At 41.5% G+C, this 19,614-nt stretch carries 17 protein-coding genes; 9 read left to right on the top strand and 8 right to left on the bottom strand.

All coding sequences use genetic code 11. The annotated features are described in order from the left end of the window. Window positions 1-4 precede the first annotated feature (4 nt). Window positions 5-544 carry a DOMON-like domain-containing protein gene (locus tag FTT70_RS00935; protein ID WP_180059959.1) on the top strand — a complete coding sequence of 180 codons (540 nt, stop codon included), beginning with the start codon at window positions 5-7 and terminating at the stop codon, window positions 542-544. A 124-nt stretch (window positions 545-668) separates the two neighbouring features. On the opposite strand, the gene FTT70_RS00930 is transcribed toward FTT70_RS00935, so the two are convergent. Next, entirely contained in the window at window positions 669-1,151 is a 483-nt protein-coding gene (locus FTT70_RS00930) for a hypothetical protein (protein ID WP_167845852.1), read from the bottom strand. 323 nt (window positions 1,152-1,474) lie between these two features. Between FTT70_RS00930 and carA the strand changes: the two genes are divergently transcribed. The 6 genes from carA to FTT70_RS00900 all read left to right on the top strand — a co-directional run bounded on the left by carA (window position 1,475) and on the right by FTT70_RS00900 (window position 8,149). Then, window positions 1,475-2,614, top strand: coding sequence for a glutamine-hydrolyzing carbamoyl-phosphate synthase small subunit (gene carA / locus FTT70_RS00925; protein ID WP_154320968.1), 1,140 nt, complete (start codon window positions 1,475-1,477; stop codon window positions 2,612-2,614). 15 nt (window positions 2,615-2,629) lie between these two features. Then, window positions 2,630-5,860 carry a carbamoyl-phosphate synthase large subunit gene (gene carB, locus FTT70_RS00920; RefSeq protein WP_180168183.1) on the top strand — a complete coding sequence of 1,077 codons (3,231 nt, stop codon included), beginning with the start codon at window positions 2,630-2,632 and terminating at the stop codon, window positions 5,858-5,860. Between the two features lie 82 nt (window positions 5,861-5,942). Continuing rightward, a complete protein-coding gene (gene greA, locus FTT70_RS00915) occupies window positions 5,943-6,419 on the top strand; it encodes a transcription elongation factor GreA (protein WP_004972169.1) in 477 nt (158 codons plus the stop codon). A gap of 113 nt (window positions 6,420-6,532) precedes the next feature. Next, window positions 6,533-6,745, top strand: coding sequence for a hypothetical protein (locus tag FTT70_RS00910; RefSeq protein WP_180168182.1), 213 nt, complete (start codon window positions 6,533-6,535; stop codon window positions 6,743-6,745). A 135-nt stretch (window positions 6,746-6,880) separates the two neighbouring features. Further along, window positions 6,881-7,519 (top strand): CatB-related O-acetyltransferase, encoded by a 639-nt coding sequence (locus FTT70_RS00905; protein WP_096901002.1) that lies wholly within the window; start codon window positions 6,881-6,883, stop codon window positions 7,517-7,519. Window positions 7,520-7,708: 189 nt separating this feature from the next. Continuing rightward, entirely contained in the window at window positions 7,709-8,149 is a 441-nt protein-coding gene (locus tag FTT70_RS00900) for a universal stress protein (RefSeq protein ID WP_004972175.1), read from the top strand. A 154-nt stretch (window positions 8,150-8,303) separates the two neighbouring features. Here FTT70_RS00900 and FTT70_RS00895 read toward each other — a convergent pair whose 3' ends face one another. From FTT70_RS00895 to FTT70_RS00885, 3 genes are all read right to left on the bottom strand, one after another. Beyond that, window positions 8,304-8,639, bottom strand: a complete 336-nt coding sequence (locus FTT70_RS00895; protein WP_167845850.1) for an MGMT family protein — start codon at window positions 8,637-8,639, stop codon at window positions 8,304-8,306. Between the two features lie 84 nt (window positions 8,640-8,723). Further along, window positions 8,724-9,629 carry a neutral zinc metallopeptidase gene (locus tag FTT70_RS00890; protein WP_180168181.1) on the bottom strand — a complete coding sequence of 302 codons (906 nt, stop codon included), beginning with the start codon at window positions 9,627-9,629 and terminating at the stop codon, window positions 8,724-8,726. Between the two features lie 34 nt (window positions 9,630-9,663). Beyond that, window positions 9,664-10,590 (bottom strand): DUF808 domain-containing protein, encoded by a 927-nt coding sequence (locus tag FTT70_RS00885; protein WP_004972181.1) that lies wholly within the window; start codon window positions 10,588-10,590, stop codon window positions 9,664-9,666. A 206-nt stretch (window positions 10,591-10,796) separates the two neighbouring features. Between FTT70_RS00885 and trpS the strand changes: the two genes are divergently transcribed. Next, complete coding sequence (gene trpS, locus FTT70_RS00880; protein WP_180168180.1) at window positions 10,797-11,810, top strand: tryptophan--tRNA ligase; 1,014 nt, start codon at window positions 10,797-10,799, stop codon at window positions 11,808-11,810. A 416-nt stretch (window positions 11,811-12,226) separates the two neighbouring features. Then, window positions 12,227-13,483 (top strand): poly-beta-1,6-N-acetyl-D-glucosamine N-deacetylase PgaB, encoded by a 1,257-nt coding sequence (pgaB, locus tag FTT70_RS00875; RefSeq protein ID WP_180043621.1) that lies wholly within the window; start codon window positions 12,227-12,229, stop codon window positions 13,481-13,483. Here pgaB (FTT70_RS00875) and pgaD read toward each other — a convergent pair. Genes pgaD through pgaA form a run of 4 tightly spaced genes read right to left on the bottom strand, consistent with a single transcriptional unit; the run spans window position 13,443 to window position 19,506 of the window. Beyond that, the gene (pgaD, locus tag FTT70_RS00870) at window positions 13,443-13,976 is read right to left on the bottom strand and encodes a poly-beta-1,6-N-acetyl-D-glucosamine biosynthesis protein PgaD (RefSeq protein ID WP_180043619.1); all 534 of its coding nucleotides are present in this window, start codon (window positions 13,974-13,976) and stop codon (window positions 13,443-13,445) included. The genes pgaB (FTT70_RS00875) and pgaD overlap by 41 nt on opposite strands. After that, on the bottom strand, window positions 13,969-15,237 hold the full coding sequence (gene pgaC, locus FTT70_RS00865; RefSeq protein ID WP_180043617.1) for a poly-beta-1,6-N-acetyl-D-glucosamine synthase: 1,269 nt from the start codon (window positions 15,235-15,237) through the stop codon (window positions 13,969-13,971). The genes pgaD and pgaC overlap by 8 nt, the downstream gene beginning before the upstream one ends. A 4-nt stretch (window positions 15,238-15,241) precedes the next feature. After that, window positions 15,242-17,104, bottom strand: coding sequence for a poly-beta-1,6-N-acetyl-D-glucosamine N-deacetylase PgaB (gene pgaB, locus FTT70_RS00860; protein ID WP_180043615.1), 1,863 nt, complete (start codon window positions 17,102-17,104; stop codon window positions 15,242-15,244). Then, complete coding sequence (gene pgaA / locus FTT70_RS00855; protein ID WP_180095968.1) at window positions 17,104-19,506, bottom strand: poly-beta-1,6 N-acetyl-D-glucosamine export porin PgaA; 2,403 nt, start codon at window positions 19,504-19,506, stop codon at window positions 17,104-17,106. Before pgaA ends, pgaB (FTT70_RS00860) begins: the two co-directional genes overlap by 1 nt. Window positions 19,507-19,614 lie beyond the last annotated feature (108 nt).

The following is a 19,614-nucleotide window of genomic DNA, read 5'->3' as shown; positions in this document are numbered from 1 at the left end:
TTATATGGCAAGTTACGAACTCAGCGCCTTTGATCGTCAGTTTCAAGCGATTTCTTTGGTCGGTGCAATTGAACAACAAAGTCCGTTTAGCTTAAATGTAGGTTATTGGCTGCGTGATCCGAATCAGTGGGTCGAATGGCCTGCATTGGTAGCTTCACATCCACGTCAGGACTTTTTGTGGAAACAGACCTGCTTTGAAATTTTCATTGGCGTTCAGGGCGAAGATTTTTATCGTGAAATCAATCTCTCCTCTTCTCAAGCTTGGCAAGCCTATGCCTTTGAAGAATATCGTTATCCTGAGCAAATGCCACCTGTGGCCGCTTATGATATTGAGTTGAATCAGCTAAAACGTACGCATTACGGTTTAAATGTCAGTTTGGATTTAACCGAATTTATGCTGAAACATAAACTGAAATGGACAGATTTGTTTATTGGGCTGACGGCTGTGCTCAAAACCAGTCAAGGCGAGCAATTTTATGCCATGCAACACAGCAGCCCTGCCGCCGATTTTCACAATAAGCGCGATTGGCTACATCAGTTCTAACTGTGATTAATAGTAGTTTAGATTGAAACAACTAGTTTTTGGTTTGAGCAAGAAATTTAAATAAAAAGTGAGGCGCATGACCTCACTTTTTTTTATGGCTGAATCAGCAACAGATTAAACTGGATTATGCTTGATCAGTTTCATCATTAGTTTCAGTTTTTGATGGATTTACTTTTTTCCACGCTTCTAGTGTGTGCTCTTTAGAACGCTTAAAAGTTTCAGCCAATTGATCTTTGTGTTTTACTGAAATGCTGCTGACATCTTCTTTCAACTCTTTACCAAGTTTAGAAAGATCTTCAATAATTGCGCTAAATTCAGTTTTTACAAAGTCTTTTAATTCGCCTAAATCTTTAGGTGAACTACCAAATTGTGCTTTTAAAGCTTCAATTTTTTGCAACACATCTTGCTTTAACTGACCCAATTGCTCTTGCACGCTGGCATTGAGTTGTTTTGCTTCGGCTTGAAGTTTTTCTTGCGTTTCCGCAACTACATCAAGCACCTGCTCTTTGGCATCATGCGTTACTTTTTCAAGCCTTTCAGCGCCTTCACTTACTGCTTTGATTGCACTGTTTTGTGGTTCAGTGGCTGATTTATCTTGTTCAGTCATTCGCTTTTACCCAAGGTCGTTGTTGTCTATAAATTAAGCATAAGGCAATTTAGACTCAAATGGGTTTTGGATTGTCTAACAATCGTAGATTGCTTACATTTGGACTACACGCTAAAACATAAACCTAGCAAAAAAAGCAAGTCTTTTATCTTACATATTCGTTAGATTCACAATGGACTTTTGGCGAGTTCATGCGTATAATGCAATGTTAAGTTCAAGCGAGCAGACATAGGAGGGTAGGTTTAAATATTGACCTTCCTTTTTTTTCGTCTACTCGCTTTTTTACAGCCCTATTTTTGTGGTTTTAGTTCAGGAGCTTTGGTTTGAGCACCCCCGCCATTTTAGCCCTCGCCGACGGTACAATCTTTAAAGGTACGTCTATCGGTGCAACGGGAAGCACGACTGGTGAAGTCGTTTTTAACACTGCCATGACTGGCTATCAAGAAATTTTGACCGACCCGAGTTATGCACAACAACTTGTGACTTTAACTTACCCACATATTGGGAACACTGGTTGCAATGATGAAGATGTTGAGTCAGGTCGAATTCATAAAGTATGGGCAAACGGTTTAATTATCCGTGATTTGCCTTTATTACACAGTAACTTCCGTTCTACTCAATCTTTAGGCGAATACTTACAACAACACAATGTTGTTGCAATTGCCGATATTGATACCCGTAAATTGACCCGTATTTTACGTTCCAAAGGTGCGCAAAACGGTTGTATTCTTGCTGGTGAAAATATCACTGAAGAAGAAGCAATTGCAAAAGCACGTGCATTTGGCGGCTTAAACGGCTTAGATCTTGCAAAAGTATGCTGCGACCCTGAAGGTTTTGAATGGACTGAAGGTTCATGGGAACTTGGCAAAGGCTTTACTCAACCTGAACTTAAATATCATGTGGTTGCATACGATTACGGTGTCAAAACCAACATCCTGCGTATGCTCGCAGACCGCGGTTGCAAATTAACCGTTGTTCCTGCACAAACCCCTGCTGAAAAAGTCCTTGCGTTAAACCCAGATGGCATTTTCTTGTCAAATGGCCCTGGCGATCCTGCTGCATGTGACTACGCAATTGAAGCTGTAAAAACAATTGTAGAAACCACGAATACTCCTGTATTTGGTATCTGTTTAGGTCACCAAATTCTTGCACTTGCATCAGGTGCAAAAACAATGAAAATGCCGCACGGTCACCACGGCGCAAACCATCCTGTACAGAACTTAGAAACTGGTACAGTGATGATTACTTCTCAGAACCACGGCTTCGCGGTAGATGAAAGCACCTTACCAAGCAATGTATGTTCAACGCATCGTTCATTGTTCGATGGCACAAACCAAGGTATTCATCGTACAGACAAGCCTGCATTTAGCTTCCAAGGTCACCCAGAAGCAAGTTCAGGTCCACATGACTGCGCACTCTTGTTCGATCATTTCATCGAACTTATTGAAGCCGCTAAGAAGTAATTAAGGAGCGAAATAATGCCTAAACGTACGGATATTAAAAGCATCTTAATTATTGGTGCTGGTCCTATTGTTATTGGTCAGGCTTGTGAGTTTGACTATTCTGGTGCTCAAGCATGTAAAGCGCTGCGTGAAGAAGGTTACCGCGTTATTTTGGTAAACTCGAACCCTGCGACCATCATGACTGACCCTGCAATGGCAGATGCAACTTATATCGAGCCAATCACTTGGCAGACTGTTGCAGCAATCATTGAAAAAGAACGTCCAGATGCAGTACTTCCGACCATGGGTGGTCAAACTGCATTGAACTGTGCGCTTGCATTAGATGCCAACGGTATTTTAGCCAAATACAATGTTGAATTAATTGGTGCAACCAAAGACGCGATTGAAAAAGCCGAAGACCGTAAATTGTTTGATGAAGCAATGCGCAAAATTGGTCTTGAGTGTCCAAAAGCAGCAATTGCTGAATCTATGGAAGAAGCACTTGAGATTCAATCTCGCTTTGGCTTCCCTGTGATTATTCGTCCATCATTCACCATGGGTGGTTCTGGTGGCGGTATCGCATATAACAAAGAAGAATTCCTTGAAATCTGTGAACGCGGTTTCGATCTTTCTCCAACCAAACAATTATTGATTGATGAATCACTTATTGGTTGGAAAGAATATGAGATGGAAGTTGTACGTGATAAAAACGACAACTGTATCATCGTATGTTCAATCGAAAACTTTGACCCAATGGGCGTGCACACTGGTGACTCAATCACCGTTGCTCCTGCGCAAACTTTGACGGACAAAGAATACCAATTGATGCGTAATGCATCTTTAGCGGTACTTCGTGAAATTGGTGTAGAAACAGGTGGTTCTAACGTTCAGTTCGGTATTTGCCCGAATACTGGTCGTATGGTTGTGATTGAGATGAACCCACGTGTATCTCGTTCATCTGCACTTGCATCTAAAGCCACTGGTTTCCCAATTGCAAAAGTTGCTGCGAAACTTGCTATTGGTTATACCCTAGATGAACTTAAAAATGACATCACAGGCGGTACAACCCCTGCGTCATTTGAACCATCAATTGACTACGTTGTAACTAAAGTTCCACGTTTCAACTTTGAAAAATTCCCGCAAGCAGACGCGACTTTAACCACACAGATGAAATCTGTAGGTGAAGTCATGGCAATTGGCCGTAATTTCCAAGAGTCTGTAAATAAAGCGCTTCGTGGTTTAGAAACTGGTGCGTGTGGTTTTGACGAACAAATTGAAGTGGGTGCTGAAGGCGCACGCGACAAAATTTTAGTTGAATTAAAAGTTCCAGGCCCTGAGCGTATTTGGTACGTGGCTGACGCATTCCGTCATGGCTTTAGCTTGGACGAAGTTTTTGAAGCGACCAAAATTGACCGTTGGTTCTTAATTCAAATTCAAGACATCGTGAACACTGAAAATGAAATCAAAACTTTAGGTTTTGGTGATCTAAACGCTGACAACATCCGTTCGTTCAAACGTAAAGGTTTATCTGACCTACGTATTGCGAACTTGATGGGTATTTCACAAAAGCAATTCCGTAAACACCGTTGGAACTTGGGCGTAACCCCAGTTTATAAACGTGTAGATACCTGTGCTGCAGAGTTTGAATCTGACACAGCATATATGTATTCAACTTACGATGAAGAGTGTGAGTCGAATCCTTCAGCGAAAGACAAGATCATGGTGATTGGCGGTGGTCCAAACCGTATCGGTCAAGGTATCGAATTCGATTACTGCTGTGTACACGCTGCGCTTGCAATGCGTGAAGATGGTTTTGAGACCATCATGGTGAACTGTAACCCTGAAACAGTATCTACCGATTACGACACTTCAGACCGTTTGTACTTTGAACCAATTACTTTGGAAGATGTACTTGAAATCGTACGTACTGAAAAGCCAAAAGGCATTATCGTACAGTACGGTGGTCAAACTCCATTGAAATTGGCACGCGCTTTAGAAGAGGCAGGTGCGCCAATTATTGGTACATCACCAGATGCAATTGACCGTGCAGAAGACCGTGAGCGTTTCCAGCAAATGATTCAACGTCTGCAATTGCGTCAGCCTAACAACAGCATTGTAAAATCTGCTGAAGAAGGTATCGCAGAAGCAGCGAAAGTGGGTTACCCGCTCGTTGTTCGTCCATCTTATGTATTGGGTGGTCGTGCAATGGAAATCGTGTATAACGAAGAAGAATTGAAACGCTACTTGCGTGATGCAGTTCAAGCATCTAACGATGCACCTGTACTGTTAGACCGTTTCTTGGATGATGCGATTGAAGTTGACGTAGACTGCGTATCTGACGGTAAAGATGTGGTGATTGGCGGTATTATGCAGCACATCGAACAAGCAGGTATTCACTCTGGCGACTCAGCATGTTCAATTCCACCTTATTCATTGTCAGATGAAGTACAGGACGAAATGCGTCGTCAAACTGTTGCAATGGCAAAAGAGTTGGGCGTTATTGGTCTAATGAACGTACAGTTTGCAGTGAAAGGCAATGACGTTTATATCTTGGAAGTGAACCCACGTGCATCACGTACTGTTCCGTTCGTTTCTAAGTGTATTGGCGAATCATTGGCTAAAGTTGCAGCACGTTGTATGGCAGGTCAATCTTTAGAAGCTCAAGGCTTTACTAAAGAAATTATTCCGCAACACTTCTCTGTGAAAGAAGCTGTGTTCCCATTCAACAAGTTCCCTGGTGTAGACCCAGTGCTTGGGCCTGAGATGAAATCTACAGGTGAAGTCATGGGCGTAGGTAAAACTTTTGGTGAAGCATTCTATAAAGCTGTGTTAGGCTCGAATGATCGCTTACCAGGAATCCCAACTGAAGGCGAAGTGAAACATGCATTCTTATCTGTACGTGAGTCAGATAAACCGCATGTGGCGCGTATTGCAAAACAATTGGCTGATTTTGGCTTCAAACTTGTTGCAACGGGTGGTACGCATAAAGTCATCACCGATGCAGGTATTGAGTGTGAACGTGTGAATAAAGTGACTGAAGGTCGCCCACACATTGTAGACCGCTTGAAAAATGGTGAGATTCACCTCATCATCAATACTTCTGAAGGCAAACAAGCTCAGCAGGATTCATTCTCAATCCGTCGTTCTGCATTGCAAGGTAAAGTGTATTACACCACGACCTTGAATGGCGCAGATGCTGTATGCCAAGCCTTAGCGATTAAATTACCAATGGATGTATATCGCCTGCAAGATCTTACTGTAGGTTAATACATTTCAATAAAGTCCCGTCACCTTTCGGGTGGCGGGCTTTTTTCATTTATAGACTTCAATATTTTTAAAGAGGGACAACATGCAACGTTATCCTATGACGCCTGAAGGTAAACACGCTTTAGAGCAAGAATTACAACAACTTAAATCGGTTGAACGTCCACGTATTACTGCAGCGATTGCAGAAGCGCGTGAACATGGCGATTTAAAAGAAAATGCTGAATACCATGCCGCACGTGAACAGCAAGGTTTCTGCGAAGGTCGTATCCAAGACATCGAAGGTAAATTAGGCGCTTGCCAAGTAATTGATGTTAAAGAATTGGAACAAAACGGACGTGTGGTTTTTGGTGTGACTGTGACCATTGAAAACCTAGACACCGAAGAGCAAAAAACCTACAAAATTGTAGGTGATGATGAAGCTGATTTTAAAATCAATAAAATTTCAGTGAATTCGCCTATTGCACGCGGTTTGTTGGGCAAAAATGAAGGCGATGAAGCCAAAATTGTCACTCCGCAAGGCGAAGTGGAATATGAAATTGTGAATGTAGAATATCTTTAAGTTTTAATAAAGATGACTACACGCGATGCCCCTCTTTGAGGGGTTTTTTATTGCCTATAAATCATACAGCCGAGCTTATAGATTATACTGCGATAAAAATAGAGGAAAATAAGATGGAAAATCGCATCACTCATGCATTTGTTTATGCGCTTTCTGGGGCTGTGTTAGGACTGATTTTAATTCCAGTCTGGGGACTCTTTATCAATACACAAACCAGTCCTGTCAGTATCGTATTGGCATCATCACTCTTTTTTGCTATTTGGGGATTCTTATTTCCAAACAGTGTTAAAAATGTTTTTATGTATTTGTGGAATTTTTTAAGATAGATACTTTAAGCTTTCAAATCACTAAAGTGTAGTGGTCAACTAATATTTTGAACATTCCCTCTCCTTCTAGGAAAGGGCTAGGGAGAGGTTCAAAATTTCAGATATAATCCCCTCATCTCTCCACACGAAAAAACCATGTCCGAAACGCTAATTAATTCCCCTGTTAAACACTGGTGCGAATTTGAGTTCATCTCCAAAACTGTGAAAAACCCCAACATCCACATCAAAGGCAATTACTCTTATTATTCAGCCTATTGGGATCAGGGTTTTGAACGTTGTGTGGTGCGTTATTTACATGACAAACCTGCAACAGCAGACAAGCCAATTGATCAATTACATATTGGCAATTTTGTCTGTTTTGGTGCGGAATGCGTGATTATGATGGGTGGCAATCAATTGCATCGCAGTGACTGGGTTTCGGCTTTTCCGTTTGATACTCGCAGTTTTGTTGCGGCAGGTGATACCACAATTGGCGATGGCTGCTGGATTGGCAGTCGCGCCATGATTATGCAAGGTGTTGAACTAGGCGAAGGTGCAATTGTGGCGACAGGTGCAGTGGTTACGCAAGATGTACCGCCTTACGCTATTGTGGCAGGTGTGCCTGCCAAAGTAATTAAATACCGCTTTAGTGAAACAGAGATTGCTCAACTTTTGGCGCTAAAACTGTATGATTTTGATGAAAAATATTTACTGAAAATCCGCGAACAATTGCAGAGTAATGATGTCAATCAACTGATCGATTTTTTGACAAACACGCAAACAAAAAATGACTAAAACTTTAGTTGAATTGAAAGCACAGCTTCATAATTTCATGCTAAATTAAGGTGAAATAAGGACTTACAGCACTCAATTATCTTTATGAAATTACTGGGTTTTATTCTATATGAATTCAGCGTAAGATAAGACAGGACTCAGAGCGAATATTTTATTAAAGTATTGAAATTACAATAAGGAGAAACACTCATGGCTTACCAAAACATCCTCGTACCAGTGGACGGTTCTGAAACTTCTTTTGCCGCTGTTGCAAAAGCTGCTGAACTTGCAAAAGCATTTGGTAGTAAAATCACTGTGGTACAAGTACTTACACTTGACCCGTATATTGCTGCAGAATACATCACTGCAAACCAAACCAATGACTTGATTGAACGCGCTCGCGCTTCTATCGTAAAAACTTTAGAAGAAGCAAAGCAAAAATTCACTGAACAAGGTGTTGAAGCTGAAACTAAACTACTTGAAGGTCAAGTAATTGCACGCGAAATTACCAATGCTGCAAAAGACTTAAATGCTGACCTTATCGTGATTGGTTCACATGGTCGTACTGGCTTGAAAAAATTATTCTTAGGTAGTGTTGCGCAAAGCATCCTAAGCGAAGGCACTACACCTGTACTGGTTGTACGTCAATAAGATTGCGTGTTCCTCATTTCTACGGAAGTGAGGAACTCTCTTCTCTCATTCTGATCTCACTGTTTGTCTGAAATTTTATTTGCAGCATTGCATTCAGCAAACTGTCTCTACTTAATCTTATCTCAATATTAAACATTCGGTTTAGCAACACAGTTTAATTCTGCCATTGGTATTGTTTTAAATTCACCTTTTCTGCAATTACCACAATCCCTTCTTCCTGTAATTTTAAAGTTTGTATATTTTCTCCTTGGGCGTTTAGTTTGCTTAGGCTAATTTTTCCTTGCGCATTAATCACCCGATGCCACGGCACAGTATGTTCTGCCGATAAATGCCTGAGGACATAACCGACCAAACGTGCATGTTTGGGCAGACCCGCTAGGCGTGCCACTTGCCCATAGGTCGCAACCTGACCTGCTGGAATCAAACACACCACGTTCAAAATCATGTGTGCTAATTCATCACTCAGTTTACGGCTTAACGTTGTTTGCATCTATCCACTCGCATTCATTTAGCCTATAAAAAAGGAGCGACTGGCAGCACTCCTTTTGTTTATAAAACTTGATTTTTAAGTCAGTTAAATTGCGGCATTGAATGTATCACAATCACTGATCAAGCCTGATTTTAAGCCAGTCTGGAACCATTGTACGCGCTGTGCACTGGTACCATGCGTAAAGCTATCAGGCACGACTTGCCCACGTGCACGTTTTTGTAAATAGTCATCGCCAATTTTATGTACCGCATCCATTGCTTCTTCAATATCACCTTGTTCGAGGAATTGAGTACGTTGATGGTTATGATGCGCCCACACTCCCGATAAACAGTCCGCTTGTAATTCCTGACGTACCGAAAGCTGATTACCCTGTACTTCGCTGACTTGCTGACGTGCTTTATGCACTTGTTCTGAAATCCCTAAAATGGTCTGAATATGATGACCAACTTCATGCGCCACCACATAGGCTTGAGCAAAATCGCCCGCCTGATCATTTCGGCTTAATTCAGTCTGATTTTGTTCACCACCAATGCCCATTTGCTGACGCATGGCTTGGAAGAATGAAGTATCAATATATACTTTTTGATCGGCAGGACAATAAAATGGCCCCATTGCCGATTGTGCCGTACCACAGCCAGAATTGACCACACCTGTAAATAACACCAGTTTAGGTGGTATATATTGGCTATTTAACTGCTGCTGAAACACTTGTGACCACGTATCTTCTGTATCGGCCAAAACAGTGCCCACAAACTCCATCGCCTCTTGTTGTTCAGGAGTTGGATTATCTAAACCTTTAGTTTCAGCACTTTGCGCATGTGAGGTGACTTGCTTGGTCGCTTGATAAGCCGATTGCGGATCGATGCCAAAGAACTTCCATGCAACAAAGGCCACCACTAAGCCCAAAATACTGATACCGCCCGCTTTTGCTCCACCGCCACCACGGCGGTCTTCTACATTCGTGCTAACTCGACGACCTTTCCAACGCATTATTCTTATCCTTCTCTTAAACTCTGATAATAGATTAAGCCGATTTAGACTTTGACCACACTTTTTGAACAAGTGCGACCACAATCACCACCAAGATGCCTGCCAAAATACCCACGACAAGGTTCATCAACATTGGCGTGACTGAACCTACAATACTGCCCATCGTTGGGATGTCTTGTACATACTCTACCGTATCTTCTGTGAAATGGTGCACAAAAGGAATAGCATGATTGATAATTCCTCCACCAACCAAGAACATCGCTGCAGTACCCACCACAGATAAAGTCTTCATTAAAATTGGAGCAAATGCCAGTAAACCACTCCCAATACGTTGTTTAAAATTGGCAGCTTGTTCTGTGAGGTATAAACCAATGTCATCAATTTTGACAATTAACGCAACGAACCCATAGACACCCACCGTCATGGCAATCGCAATTAAACTTAATACTGTCACTTTGGTTAGAAAGCCTGCCGCAGCCACAGTCCCCAAAGAAATCACCACAATTTCCGCCGATAAAATAAAGTCAGTACGCACAGCACCTTTAATTTTTTCGGTTTCATAAGCCGCAAGGTCTTGCTCAGTTTGAATTAGCTCAAGTTGCGCTTCTTTAGCCGTTTGGGCTTTTTTGTGTTGTAAGGTGTGCATGATTTTTTCCACACCTTCATAACTTAAAAATAGACCACCAACCACCAATAAAGGATTGATTAACCACGGCGCAACGACACTAATTAATAACGCGAGCGGTACTAAAATTAGCTTATTGATGAATGAACCTTTAGCCACACGCCATACCACAGGCAACTCACGCTCTGCACGTACACCACTGACTTGCTGCGCATTCAACGCCAAATCATCGCCCAAAACCCCTGCGGTTTTTTTTGCAGCCATTTTGCTCATAACTGCCACATCATCTAAAACTGTTGCAATGTCATCTAATAAAAGTAATAAGCTGCTCGCCATTGCGTTGTTATCCTTATATGATTTTCAAGTTATTTTAAAACTGAATTTATATAGGGTCTGTATTTACTTCATTAATTTTTACAGCAAAATTTTTTACAGCAAATTCTATTCAACTCACTTAAGGAAGTGACATTGAAAAATGTTATGCCTTACAATGTAGCAATTCATCGGTACATAGATGTCGTAGATACGACTTGGAATAAAAAATGAGTAATCAAGATAATCGTCCTGTGATTTTGACAGGCGATCGTCCAACTGGACAACTACATTTAGGTCACTTTGTGGGTTCTTTACGTTCACGTGTAGGTTTACAAGACTCACATCATCAACATCTGTTACTTGCCGATGCTCAAGCCTTAACTGACAATGCCGATAACTTTGAAAAAGTCCGTCGTAATATTATTGAGGTAGCAACCGATTATTTAGCGGTGGGGATTGATCCAACAAAAACCACCATTTGCGTGCAATCTTGCCTGCCTGCATTAAACGAACTCACCATGTTGTATTTAAACTTCGTGACTGTGGCACGTTTGGAGCGTAACCCAACCATTAAATCTGAAATTCAGATGCGTGGTTTTGAGCGTGATATTCCTGCAGGTTTCCTGTGCTACCCTGTAGCTCAAGCAGCCGATATTACTGCATTTAAAGCAACGGTCGTTCCTGTAGGTGAAGACCAAATTCCAATGATTGAACAGACCAATGAAATTGTGCGTCGGGTGAATCGTCAAATTGGTCATGACTTACTACCTGAATGTCAGGCATTGTTGTCAAATGTCGGACGTTTACCTGGTTTTGATGGTAAAGCGAAAATGTCAAAATCACTGGGCAATACCATTGTGTTAGATGCCACAGACAAAGACATTAAAAAAGCTGTCAATGCAATGTACACCGACCCAAATCACCTGCGTATCGAAGACCCAGGTCAGGTTGAAGGCAACGTAGTATTTACTTATTTAGATGCCTTCGATACCAACAAAGAAGAACTTGAAGAACTGAAAGCGCATTATCGTCGTGGTGGTTTGGGCGATGGTACGGTGAAAAAGCGTTTGGAAGGCATTCTAAAAGAATTGATTGGGCCGATCCGTGAACGTCGTATCGAACTTGCTAAAGATCCTGACTACATTATGGATATTTTGAAAACAGGCACCGACAAATGCCGTGATATTACCCAGCAAACTTTAGATGAAGTGAAAGCTGGCTTGGGTGTATTCCACTTCTAAGCATTTTGTAGATACAAATATTTTAAAGTCTCTTATTCACATGAATAAGAGACTTTTTATTTGAGTGAAAAATCAACACAAGCTGACTCGACTCACAAAAAACACTTATTACTTACGTGATTTAACATCACGTAACCTGAATACTGCGGAATAGTATTCATTCTCAGTTTAGTATACTTACATGCTTTAGGAGCAATCCTAATTTCATAACATTTCTCCGTTATCGAAGCTGTGAAAGCAGATTCGTTTTTCATACGCAATGATCACCCCAATCATTGCGTATTTTTTTATTTGAATCAGCTGTTTATACAGCTTGTACAACAATAAAAATAATTTCCCGAGATGCAAAAAATTACTTGAACTATCCGCTATTGTGATTAGAGTAAATCTATTCTGTGCTGCTTGATGAAAGTCTTATGTCTGTATTTCCAAAAAAATTTAGCCAAGCCTTGAACCGAGTATGTCAAATTGGACTATTCAGCCTAACCCTGCCTATGGCGGTACATGCACAAAGCTTACCCGTGATTACTCAACATCCTATTGAAAATGTCCTAAAAAACTTGGAACAACCCGCTACACAACAGACTCAACAAAAAGCAAAACAGATTAAGCCTATTGCGCAAATGCGGATTATGCATATTGATTTAGATTATGTTTTCGATACAGACAAAGCCCAGCAACAACGTAATATTCAAGCCTTGATTCAACGCATTCAAAACATTCGACCAAATACGATTTTTTTACAGGCCTTTGCCGACCCAGATGCCAACGGCTCTGCAGATCAGGTGTATTTCGAAAACCGTTATGTGCCTGTGCGTGACAACTTATTTCCACAGCTACTGCAGCAAATTCGTCAAAACACACAAGTGCAGCACGTCTATGCATGGCTGCCTGTTTTGGCGTGGGAATTGCCGAAAAATCAGCAATTCAATTATGTACAACATCGTCAAGGCGGGCAAAAAGGTTATATTCGCCTCTCACCTTTTGAGCAGAAAAACCTAGAAATTATTGTGGATATTTACCGTGATTTCATTCAACACAATCCTGTCGATGGCGTGTTATACCATGATGATGTGACCTTGTCAGATTATGAAGATTCTTCGGCTTTGGCACGTAAATATTATCAGCAATGGGGGTTTTCACATCGTATTTTTAAAGACCTCAGACATCCCAAACAGGCACGCTTAGCCAAATATAAAACTGCTTATTTAGATCAATTGGCAGCAGGTATTACTCAAGTACTCAAACAATACCAACCCAATTTATTGGTGGCGCGCAATATGTATGCACCCGTGGTCACGCAACCCCAAAGTGAACAATGGTTTGCACAGTCCATGCCAAGTACCTATCGTTATTATGACTACAATGCCATCATGGCCATGCCCTATATGGAGCAAGCCAAAAACCATAAAAAATTCTATTTGGATTTAATTCAGCATGCAAAAAAATACGACCCAAATTTGGATCGTACTATTTTTGAATTACAAACGGTCAATTGGCGCAACCAGCAGAAAATTTCAACTCAAGAATTGCAGCACAGCATCCAACTTTTAGAGCAGCATGGTGTGAAACATATTGGTTATTATCCTGATGACTTTGTTGCACAGCATCCACAAGTCAAACCCATGCAGCTTAGTTTTCAGCTTGAGGCTGAACCTGATTCAGCCCAGTAGCGACAGACGCTACTGGCAAAGTTTGGTTGATGGCGTACTGTTGCAAAACACCGTCTTCGTCATAATGCAAAGTCACATTTTTAGCCTGTTTTAAAGTTTCAATATCTGTAACTTGTAAAGCAAAACTTTTCGCCATGTGTTCCGCAGTCACAGGGATCGGTGCATGACGACGCTCTTTATTACGAAAGCGAATCCAGTTGTAACTTGCCCACACCAACAAGAACAGAATAAAAATGTCGATGGCTAAAGCAATATGCAACAAACTGATCGGGCCATCTGGGCCATTGCCAATAATTAAGTGGTGATAAACGGTATAACCTTCATACCACCACAACAGCAAGGTAATCAGCGGCAAGAACAGCCAAATCCAGACCAGCCATCCTAAAAAGAATAGACCATAGCCCGCACTTTTATTGCGCACATATTTTGGCTCATCAATATATTGAGGAATTTCGAGCTGAGATTCATCCTGAATCATTTCATATTTAGGCATGTTCATCTTCTCCTCTAAAACCACGGTCTGGGCTGACCCAACGCGCACGTTTATTCTTTTTCAGAATGGTTTTAGGCAATGCCACCACTGTCGTCAGCATCATTAAAATCCAGAAAAATAATGGATACCAAATGACCCAAAAGTAGGTTCTGAATGTACGGCTTTTATCGTATTGATGGTCAATACAGAGGCTGACAAAGAACTGAATCAAACAAGTCACACCCAAAACTACACCATACCACTGTGGAAAAATAGTCTGGATGTACCATTCTGTTGGTACAGGAAAAAATAAGCCATACAGATATAACAGGAATATCCCGAAAATTACGTATGCCCAAGTAATACTGATTATGGCTTCAATCGCAATCGGCCACATACGGCGCAAACGCCATTTGAACATCTTACGCACATAGGCAAACAGGACTTCTACCCCACCTTGCGACCAGCGCAGACGCTGCTTCCACAAACCTTTAAAGGTTTCGGGCATATAGATGTAGCACAAAGCTTTCGGCACGTATTGCAAATCCCAGTGGTCAAACTGCAAACGCCAAGATACATCAATATCTTCAGTGATCATGTCATCGCGCCAATAGCCAATGCGGTCTAAAGCGGTTTTACGAAAACCTGCGATCACGCCCGACACAGTAAAAATACGTCCATAGGTACGTTGAGCACGTTTAATTAGACCAATAATTGATGAAAACTCACCAACTTGTAACTTACCTAAAATACTAGAACGGTTAATAATACGTGGATTTCCTGTCACAGCCCCCACACGCGGATAACTGGTCAATTGGTGCATCATCCAGAATACTGCATGCGGATGCAGTAAGGCATCACCATCAATACACACCAAAAACTCATATTGGCTGACCATCGTTCCTGCCCGCAAGGCATAGGCTTTGCCCTGATTTTCAGCCAAATGGACTACACGAAGTTTTGGATATTGTGCTGCCAGTTCATCTAAAATTTCGGCTGTTCTATCGCTACTGCCATCATTGACTGCAATCACTTCAAATAGTGGATATTGCGTCTGCATGGCGTAACGAATAGTCGCACGGACTTGTTCTTCTTCATTAAAACAAGGAATAATGATACTACAGCCTTCCTGACTAGGTTCAGGCAAATCATTTTGACGATATTCGCGCTTAAAATAAAACCAGATTCCGCCTGCAATCCATAACCACGCCATAAACAGCGGATAGAAAAATGCAAAGCCAAAATATAAATCACTCAGATCAAATTGTGCAAAGTTCATCATAATATCAACGTCCTGTTCTGGTCTGGAATAGGTCGCGATATTCCAAAGGGCTTTCGTTTAAACTGAGCGGCGCATAAAGGTGTTGATGAACCTGCTCTCCCATATTCAAATGGTAATTTTCTACTCCTAATTTCTGTATAGACAACTGTCTGAGCGCAGCATAAGCATTTTGATAATGCTGCCATTGATGCGCAGTCGCTTGAGGATTCACTTCAAAAGTCACCATCAAATGCTGTCTTTCTTGTTCATTCAAATGCGCAATTGCATGTTTGAGGTCTGAAAAATGCGATGCAGCTTGAACAGGATCAATGCTGATATAGATAAAATCGGCATGATCTGGAATCAGCTGAACCACTTGTTTTAAGCCTTTAAATGAGGTTTGGTTACCATCTACTTTTAAAGCTGTTTGGTAGTTGTTACTGATATTGGTGTAATATTTAGCCGCTTTTTTAGTCTGGTTTTTAATGTCGATAATCTGCTGCACAGCGGCTTGGCATTCTGCTGTCCATTTCTCTTGCGCCAAAGCACAATTCAGACTAGAGCCTGTATCTAACATTAAACCTTCAATCGAGCTATTATTTTTCACCAAATCTGTAGTGAAGTCTGCCAAGCTATAGCCCTGTTGGGTTTGCAAACTGAGCGGTAACTCGGCATATACGCGATGCCCAACCCGTGTGCGTGCTTGCCACACGGTACGGTTGAGTAAATCCTGCTGCATTTTCAGTTGGCGGTTTGGAAAATACGCAACATCCACCTTGCCATCGGCATTGCTGTCTGCTACCACTTTTAATAACAAGGTATTGGTTTTAAGTGCATTGACCTGATTTAAAAGCTGCCCCAGTTTTTGATCGGCTTGGTCATAACTTACAGCAGCCATATCGGCCAAGTCATAGCGTAAAATACTTTTGCGTTGCTTATACGGCGCACGGGTATAAGTTAAAAATTCACGCATGCCTTCATGAATCACTTCTGGCGTTGGGTTATCCATAATCAAGGCGCGTTGATAGGTCTTTTCTGCATCAGCGAGGGTCAAAACACTCCCCAAACTGAATGACATTGGAAAACCAGCTTCTATTGCAATATCTTCGGTTTCTTTACTCGCTGCACCGTAAGGCCAGAAAATTGCTCGGCTTTCTACACCTAATTCTTTTTCCAGTACCTGTTTAGAGCGTTTTAAATCTGCCAGAATACGTTGCTTATATGCTGCGTCGCTTTCATAGCTTTGGGTTTTTTCATCATACAAACGCGCAATTGCCGCAGGCTGCTTATTTTGTTGCGGATTCGACAAAATACCATAGTGTAAGTTGTCACTGTGCGACACAAACTCGACCAAACCAGAGCGCTGAATTTCACGCATCTGATCCCAGTTCATTAAGTTGCCAGAACCATAAGCCTCATAGGCAGCTTGGGTATTACCATTAATCCAACTGGTTGGAATGGCAAAAACCGCAGGCACTTGGTACAGCTTGAGCAATGGGAAAATTTTGGTATAGCTGCTGAGCGCACCGTCATCTACCGTAATTAATACGGCTTTTTCAGGCAACGGTTTTTTAAACTGACGCGCTTGCCATACATCTTCTAAACGAATTGGCTGCCAGCCATTTTTCTTAATCCACGCTAAAAATTGGGCAAAATTTTTGGTGCTTACCGCATACACATCACGATCACCTCTTTTTTTGACATCATCACGGACATCGTGAAAAGTCAGGGTGACAAACGAATAAGCTTGTTGGTTGTCTATATTGGTTGCAGCTGCGTCAGTTGCATTGGGTTGAGGCTGTGTTGCACTATTAGCAAATGCCGAAGCTGCGCCACCACTGAGCAATGCCAGACACATTGCACTTAAAATACTGATTTGTTTTTTCATTAGAAGCGTCCCTCAAAACCTAAAACTGCATAGGTTTTTTCTTCATCCTCACCATCGTAAGGATGTACTCCCCACCCCACTCCATAATTCAACTTCCAAGTTCTGGAAAGTTGCCATTCATGTCCATAAAAAAAGTTATAAATCGGATCATTTGAATAACCTTTTTGTTGATAGGTACCGACAGTCGCTTCAAAACGCTGATTCAAATGATGCTCATAATTACGCCACGTCATCCAATCGTGCGCTAAGCGCAATTCAAGACTGTGGCTTCGTTCAGGGTTAAAATAATTGGTCGCAATGTTATCGTTTTGACCGTAATAACCTGCAACAGTTGCTGTGGTTAAATGATGCGGAGCTGAATAAATTCGCTGGCTAAAAAATGCCGATGTTTCATGGCGTGTATTGCCATCATCAATATCCGTCAATTGGTATTGCCAGCCTGCTTTGCGTGATTCATTCTGTTGCCAGTTCAAACCAACCAAATACGACTCGCCCTCGTAACCATCCCGAATAGCTTGTAAGGGAATATTTGCCTGCGTATTAAAATTAAGACGATATTGCCAATGATCATTTAAGGCATGCGTCCAATCGAGTTCAACGCCAAAACGGCTATCGTCCACACTATCTGACAACAAAATGCTGGCTGCTTTACGTTGCTTGTTCCACTCTAAACCTAAACCAACTCGCTGATCATCTATTTTCCCTTCTTGGTATTTTGACCAGCGATAAGCATGATCGGCAAACAGACGATAATGATCATTCATCCACGGACTATTAAGACGCGTCCAATGATTCTGTTCATTGCTGCCTTTAAGCTGATTTAAAAGTTGTTGTTGATCAGACTTACTTTCCGACCAAGTACTTGAATGCTGAATCGAAAAATGTTCCCGATCATTCAACTCTTTGCGGCTACGTTGCACCGCAGTATCATCAGGTACGGTTTGGTATAAATATTGATTAATGGCACGCCAACGCTCAATTTCACCCAACATCTGTGCATTTTGCATCTGATTGATTTGCGTGGTTTGGCTAATTGGCGTCATGCCGTTCCATTGAGAAACCGTGTGTTCGGCATCTAAAGGTTTTTCACGCCAACGCTGAATGAGTGCCAAATTATTTTGGAAAGCGACATTGCTAGGTGCATGTTCAACCAAATCTTGAAAATACTGCTCGGCTTTGGCATGTTGATTTCGATAGGCATAATTCAAACCTTTCAAACTCAAATATTCCAAACGATCTGAATGTGTGGTTCGCTCTACACCTTTGGCATCACTATAACTAAAGGTCGGCAGCGTTTTATCCATCTCTTGAATCAGCTGATTGGCCTGTTTAAATTTTTCCTGCTCGATATAGGCATAATACAAACCTGCGTATACCGAATAATCGACATAATTCTTTTCTTTAAACAAACTCAAATACAGCGGTTCAGCCTTAGCAGGTTGTTGCAGTTTCAAATATGCATCGGCAATGGCATGACGTACATAAGCTGGCATCTCTTGCGGATTCATGTTGAGCTGTTGAACTGCAAGCAACACTTCTTTAGAGCGATTACGCTGATTTAGCGCATAGATATATTCATAATAAAAGCGGCGTTGTAAATCTGCTTGTTCTGGCAGTTCCGCAGATAAGGCTTTCATTTCTGCCAATACAGCATCTAAAGGATAAAAGGCTTTTTCGCCCTCATTCCGATAACTGGCAGATTTATAGAACTGCACTGCATTTAAAATTTTCTGTGAAAGTTCTTGTAATTTTGCAGTAAATACTAAATTACTTTGATTCAGTTGATGTTCTTGCATATAAGCTTCAGCACGTGGGGAGTCCCCATTCAGCATAAGTGCTAAAACATATTGTTCTTGCGCGTTGCTGGTCACCTGTTTCGCCAAAGATGCCTCTGCTGCTTGTAAGGCTTCGACTGGCATTTCTAAGAGTCTGTAAACATAAGACAATTGTGCTAAATAATCTGCACTTAGCGTAGCTAGATGGATACTTTTCACGTCTTGACGGGCTTGTTCAATTTGACTAGATTCTGCATGTAATACTGCACGCCAAACTTGCCAAGACTCAGCAGGTTTCAACTGTTGAAACTGTTGCACCAACGCCAAAGCGGCAGGATATTGTTTTAAATCACGCAAAGTTTTAATCGCGCTCACTTGCCCATATTCAGGAAATTGTGCTGCCTGAATAGCGTTCAAGTATGGCAGCTGATGCAGACCAATTTTATTGTGACTATACGCAGTTACAATATAATCTGCTAAAAGCTTTTGATTTTGTGGATATTGCTGCAGCAAGGACTCAAGTTGCTGAAAGCCAGCATCAATTTGCCCTGAACGTATCGCAAGAATGCTTTGTTCACGCAGTTGATCCACACTCTCTTGCGCATAAACCGTTGGAAACAGTGACATGCAAGATAATGCAGACACATAATAGATTGAAAATTTCTTTCTTCTTGTTAACACGCGCTACTCCGCACACAAAATGTAATTAATGTGAAATATTTCGCAATATTATGC

It is taken from the genome of Acinetobacter sp. YH01003 (genome assembly GCF_013420525.1).
Lineage (GTDB): Bacteria > Pseudomonadota > Gammaproteobacteria > Pseudomonadales > Moraxellaceae > Acinetobacter > Acinetobacter towneri.
The sequence above is the reverse complement of the archived record's forward strand: the minus strand, read 5'-3'. Positions and strand labels throughout refer to the sequence as shown.

Excerpts from the sequence above, each read along its gene's own strand:
- FTT70_RS00890 (WP_180168181.1), bottom strand. The coding sequence starts at position 9,629 with ATGCGTTGGAAAGGTCGTCGAGTTAGCACGAATGTAGAAGACCGCCGT.
- pgaC (WP_180043617.1), bottom strand. The coding sequence starts at position 15,237 with ATGATGAACTTTGCACAATTTGATCTGAGTGATTTATATTTTGGCTTT.
- pgaB (WP_180043615.1), bottom strand. The coding sequence starts at position 17,104 with ATGAAAAAACAAATCAGTATTTTAAGTGCAATGTGTCTGGCATTGCTC.
- FTT70_RS00910 (WP_180168182.1), top strand. The coding sequence starts at position 6,533 with ATGGAAAATCGCATCACTCATGCATTTGTTTATGCGCTTTCTGGGGCT.
- FTT70_RS00905 (WP_096901002.1), top strand. The coding sequence starts at position 6,881 with ATGTCCGAAACGCTAATTAATTCCCCTGTTAAACACTGGTGCGAATTT.
- FTT70_RS00885 (WP_004972181.1), bottom strand. The coding sequence starts at position 10,590 with ATGGCGAGCAGCTTATTACTTTTATTAGATGACATTGCAACAGTTTTA.
- pgaA (WP_180095968.1), bottom strand. The coding sequence starts at position 19,506 with ATGTCACTGTTTCCAACGGTTTATGCGCAAGAGAGTGTGGATCAACTG.
- FTT70_RS00895 (WP_167845850.1), bottom strand. The coding sequence starts at position 8,639 with ATGCAAACAACGTTAAGCCGTAAACTGAGTGATGAATTAGCACACATG.
- greA (WP_004972169.1), top strand. The coding sequence starts at position 5,943 with ATGCAACGTTATCCTATGACGCCTGAAGGTAAACACGCTTTAGAGCAA.
- FTT70_RS00900 (WP_004972175.1), top strand. The coding sequence starts at position 7,709 with ATGGCTTACCAAAACATCCTCGTACCAGTGGACGGTTCTGAAACTTCT.
- pgaB (WP_180043621.1), top strand. The coding sequence starts at position 12,227 with ATGTCTGTATTTCCAAAAAAATTTAGCCAAGCCTTGAACCGAGTATGT.
- trpS (WP_180168180.1), top strand. The coding sequence starts at position 10,797 with ATGAGTAATCAAGATAATCGTCCTGTGATTTTGACAGGCGATCGTCCA.
- FTT70_RS00935 (WP_180059959.1), top strand. The coding sequence starts at position 5 with ATGGCAAGTTACGAACTCAGCGCCTTTGATCGTCAGTTTCAAGCGATT.
- FTT70_RS00930 (WP_167845852.1), bottom strand. The coding sequence starts at position 1,151 with ATGACTGAACAAGATAAATCAGCCACTGAACCACAAAACAGTGCAATC.
- carB (WP_180168183.1), top strand. The coding sequence starts at position 2,630 with ATGCCTAAACGTACGGATATTAAAAGCATCTTAATTATTGGTGCTGGT.
- pgaD (WP_180043619.1), bottom strand. The coding sequence starts at position 13,976 with ATGCCTAAATATGAAATGATTCAGGATGAATCTCAGCTCGAAATTCCT.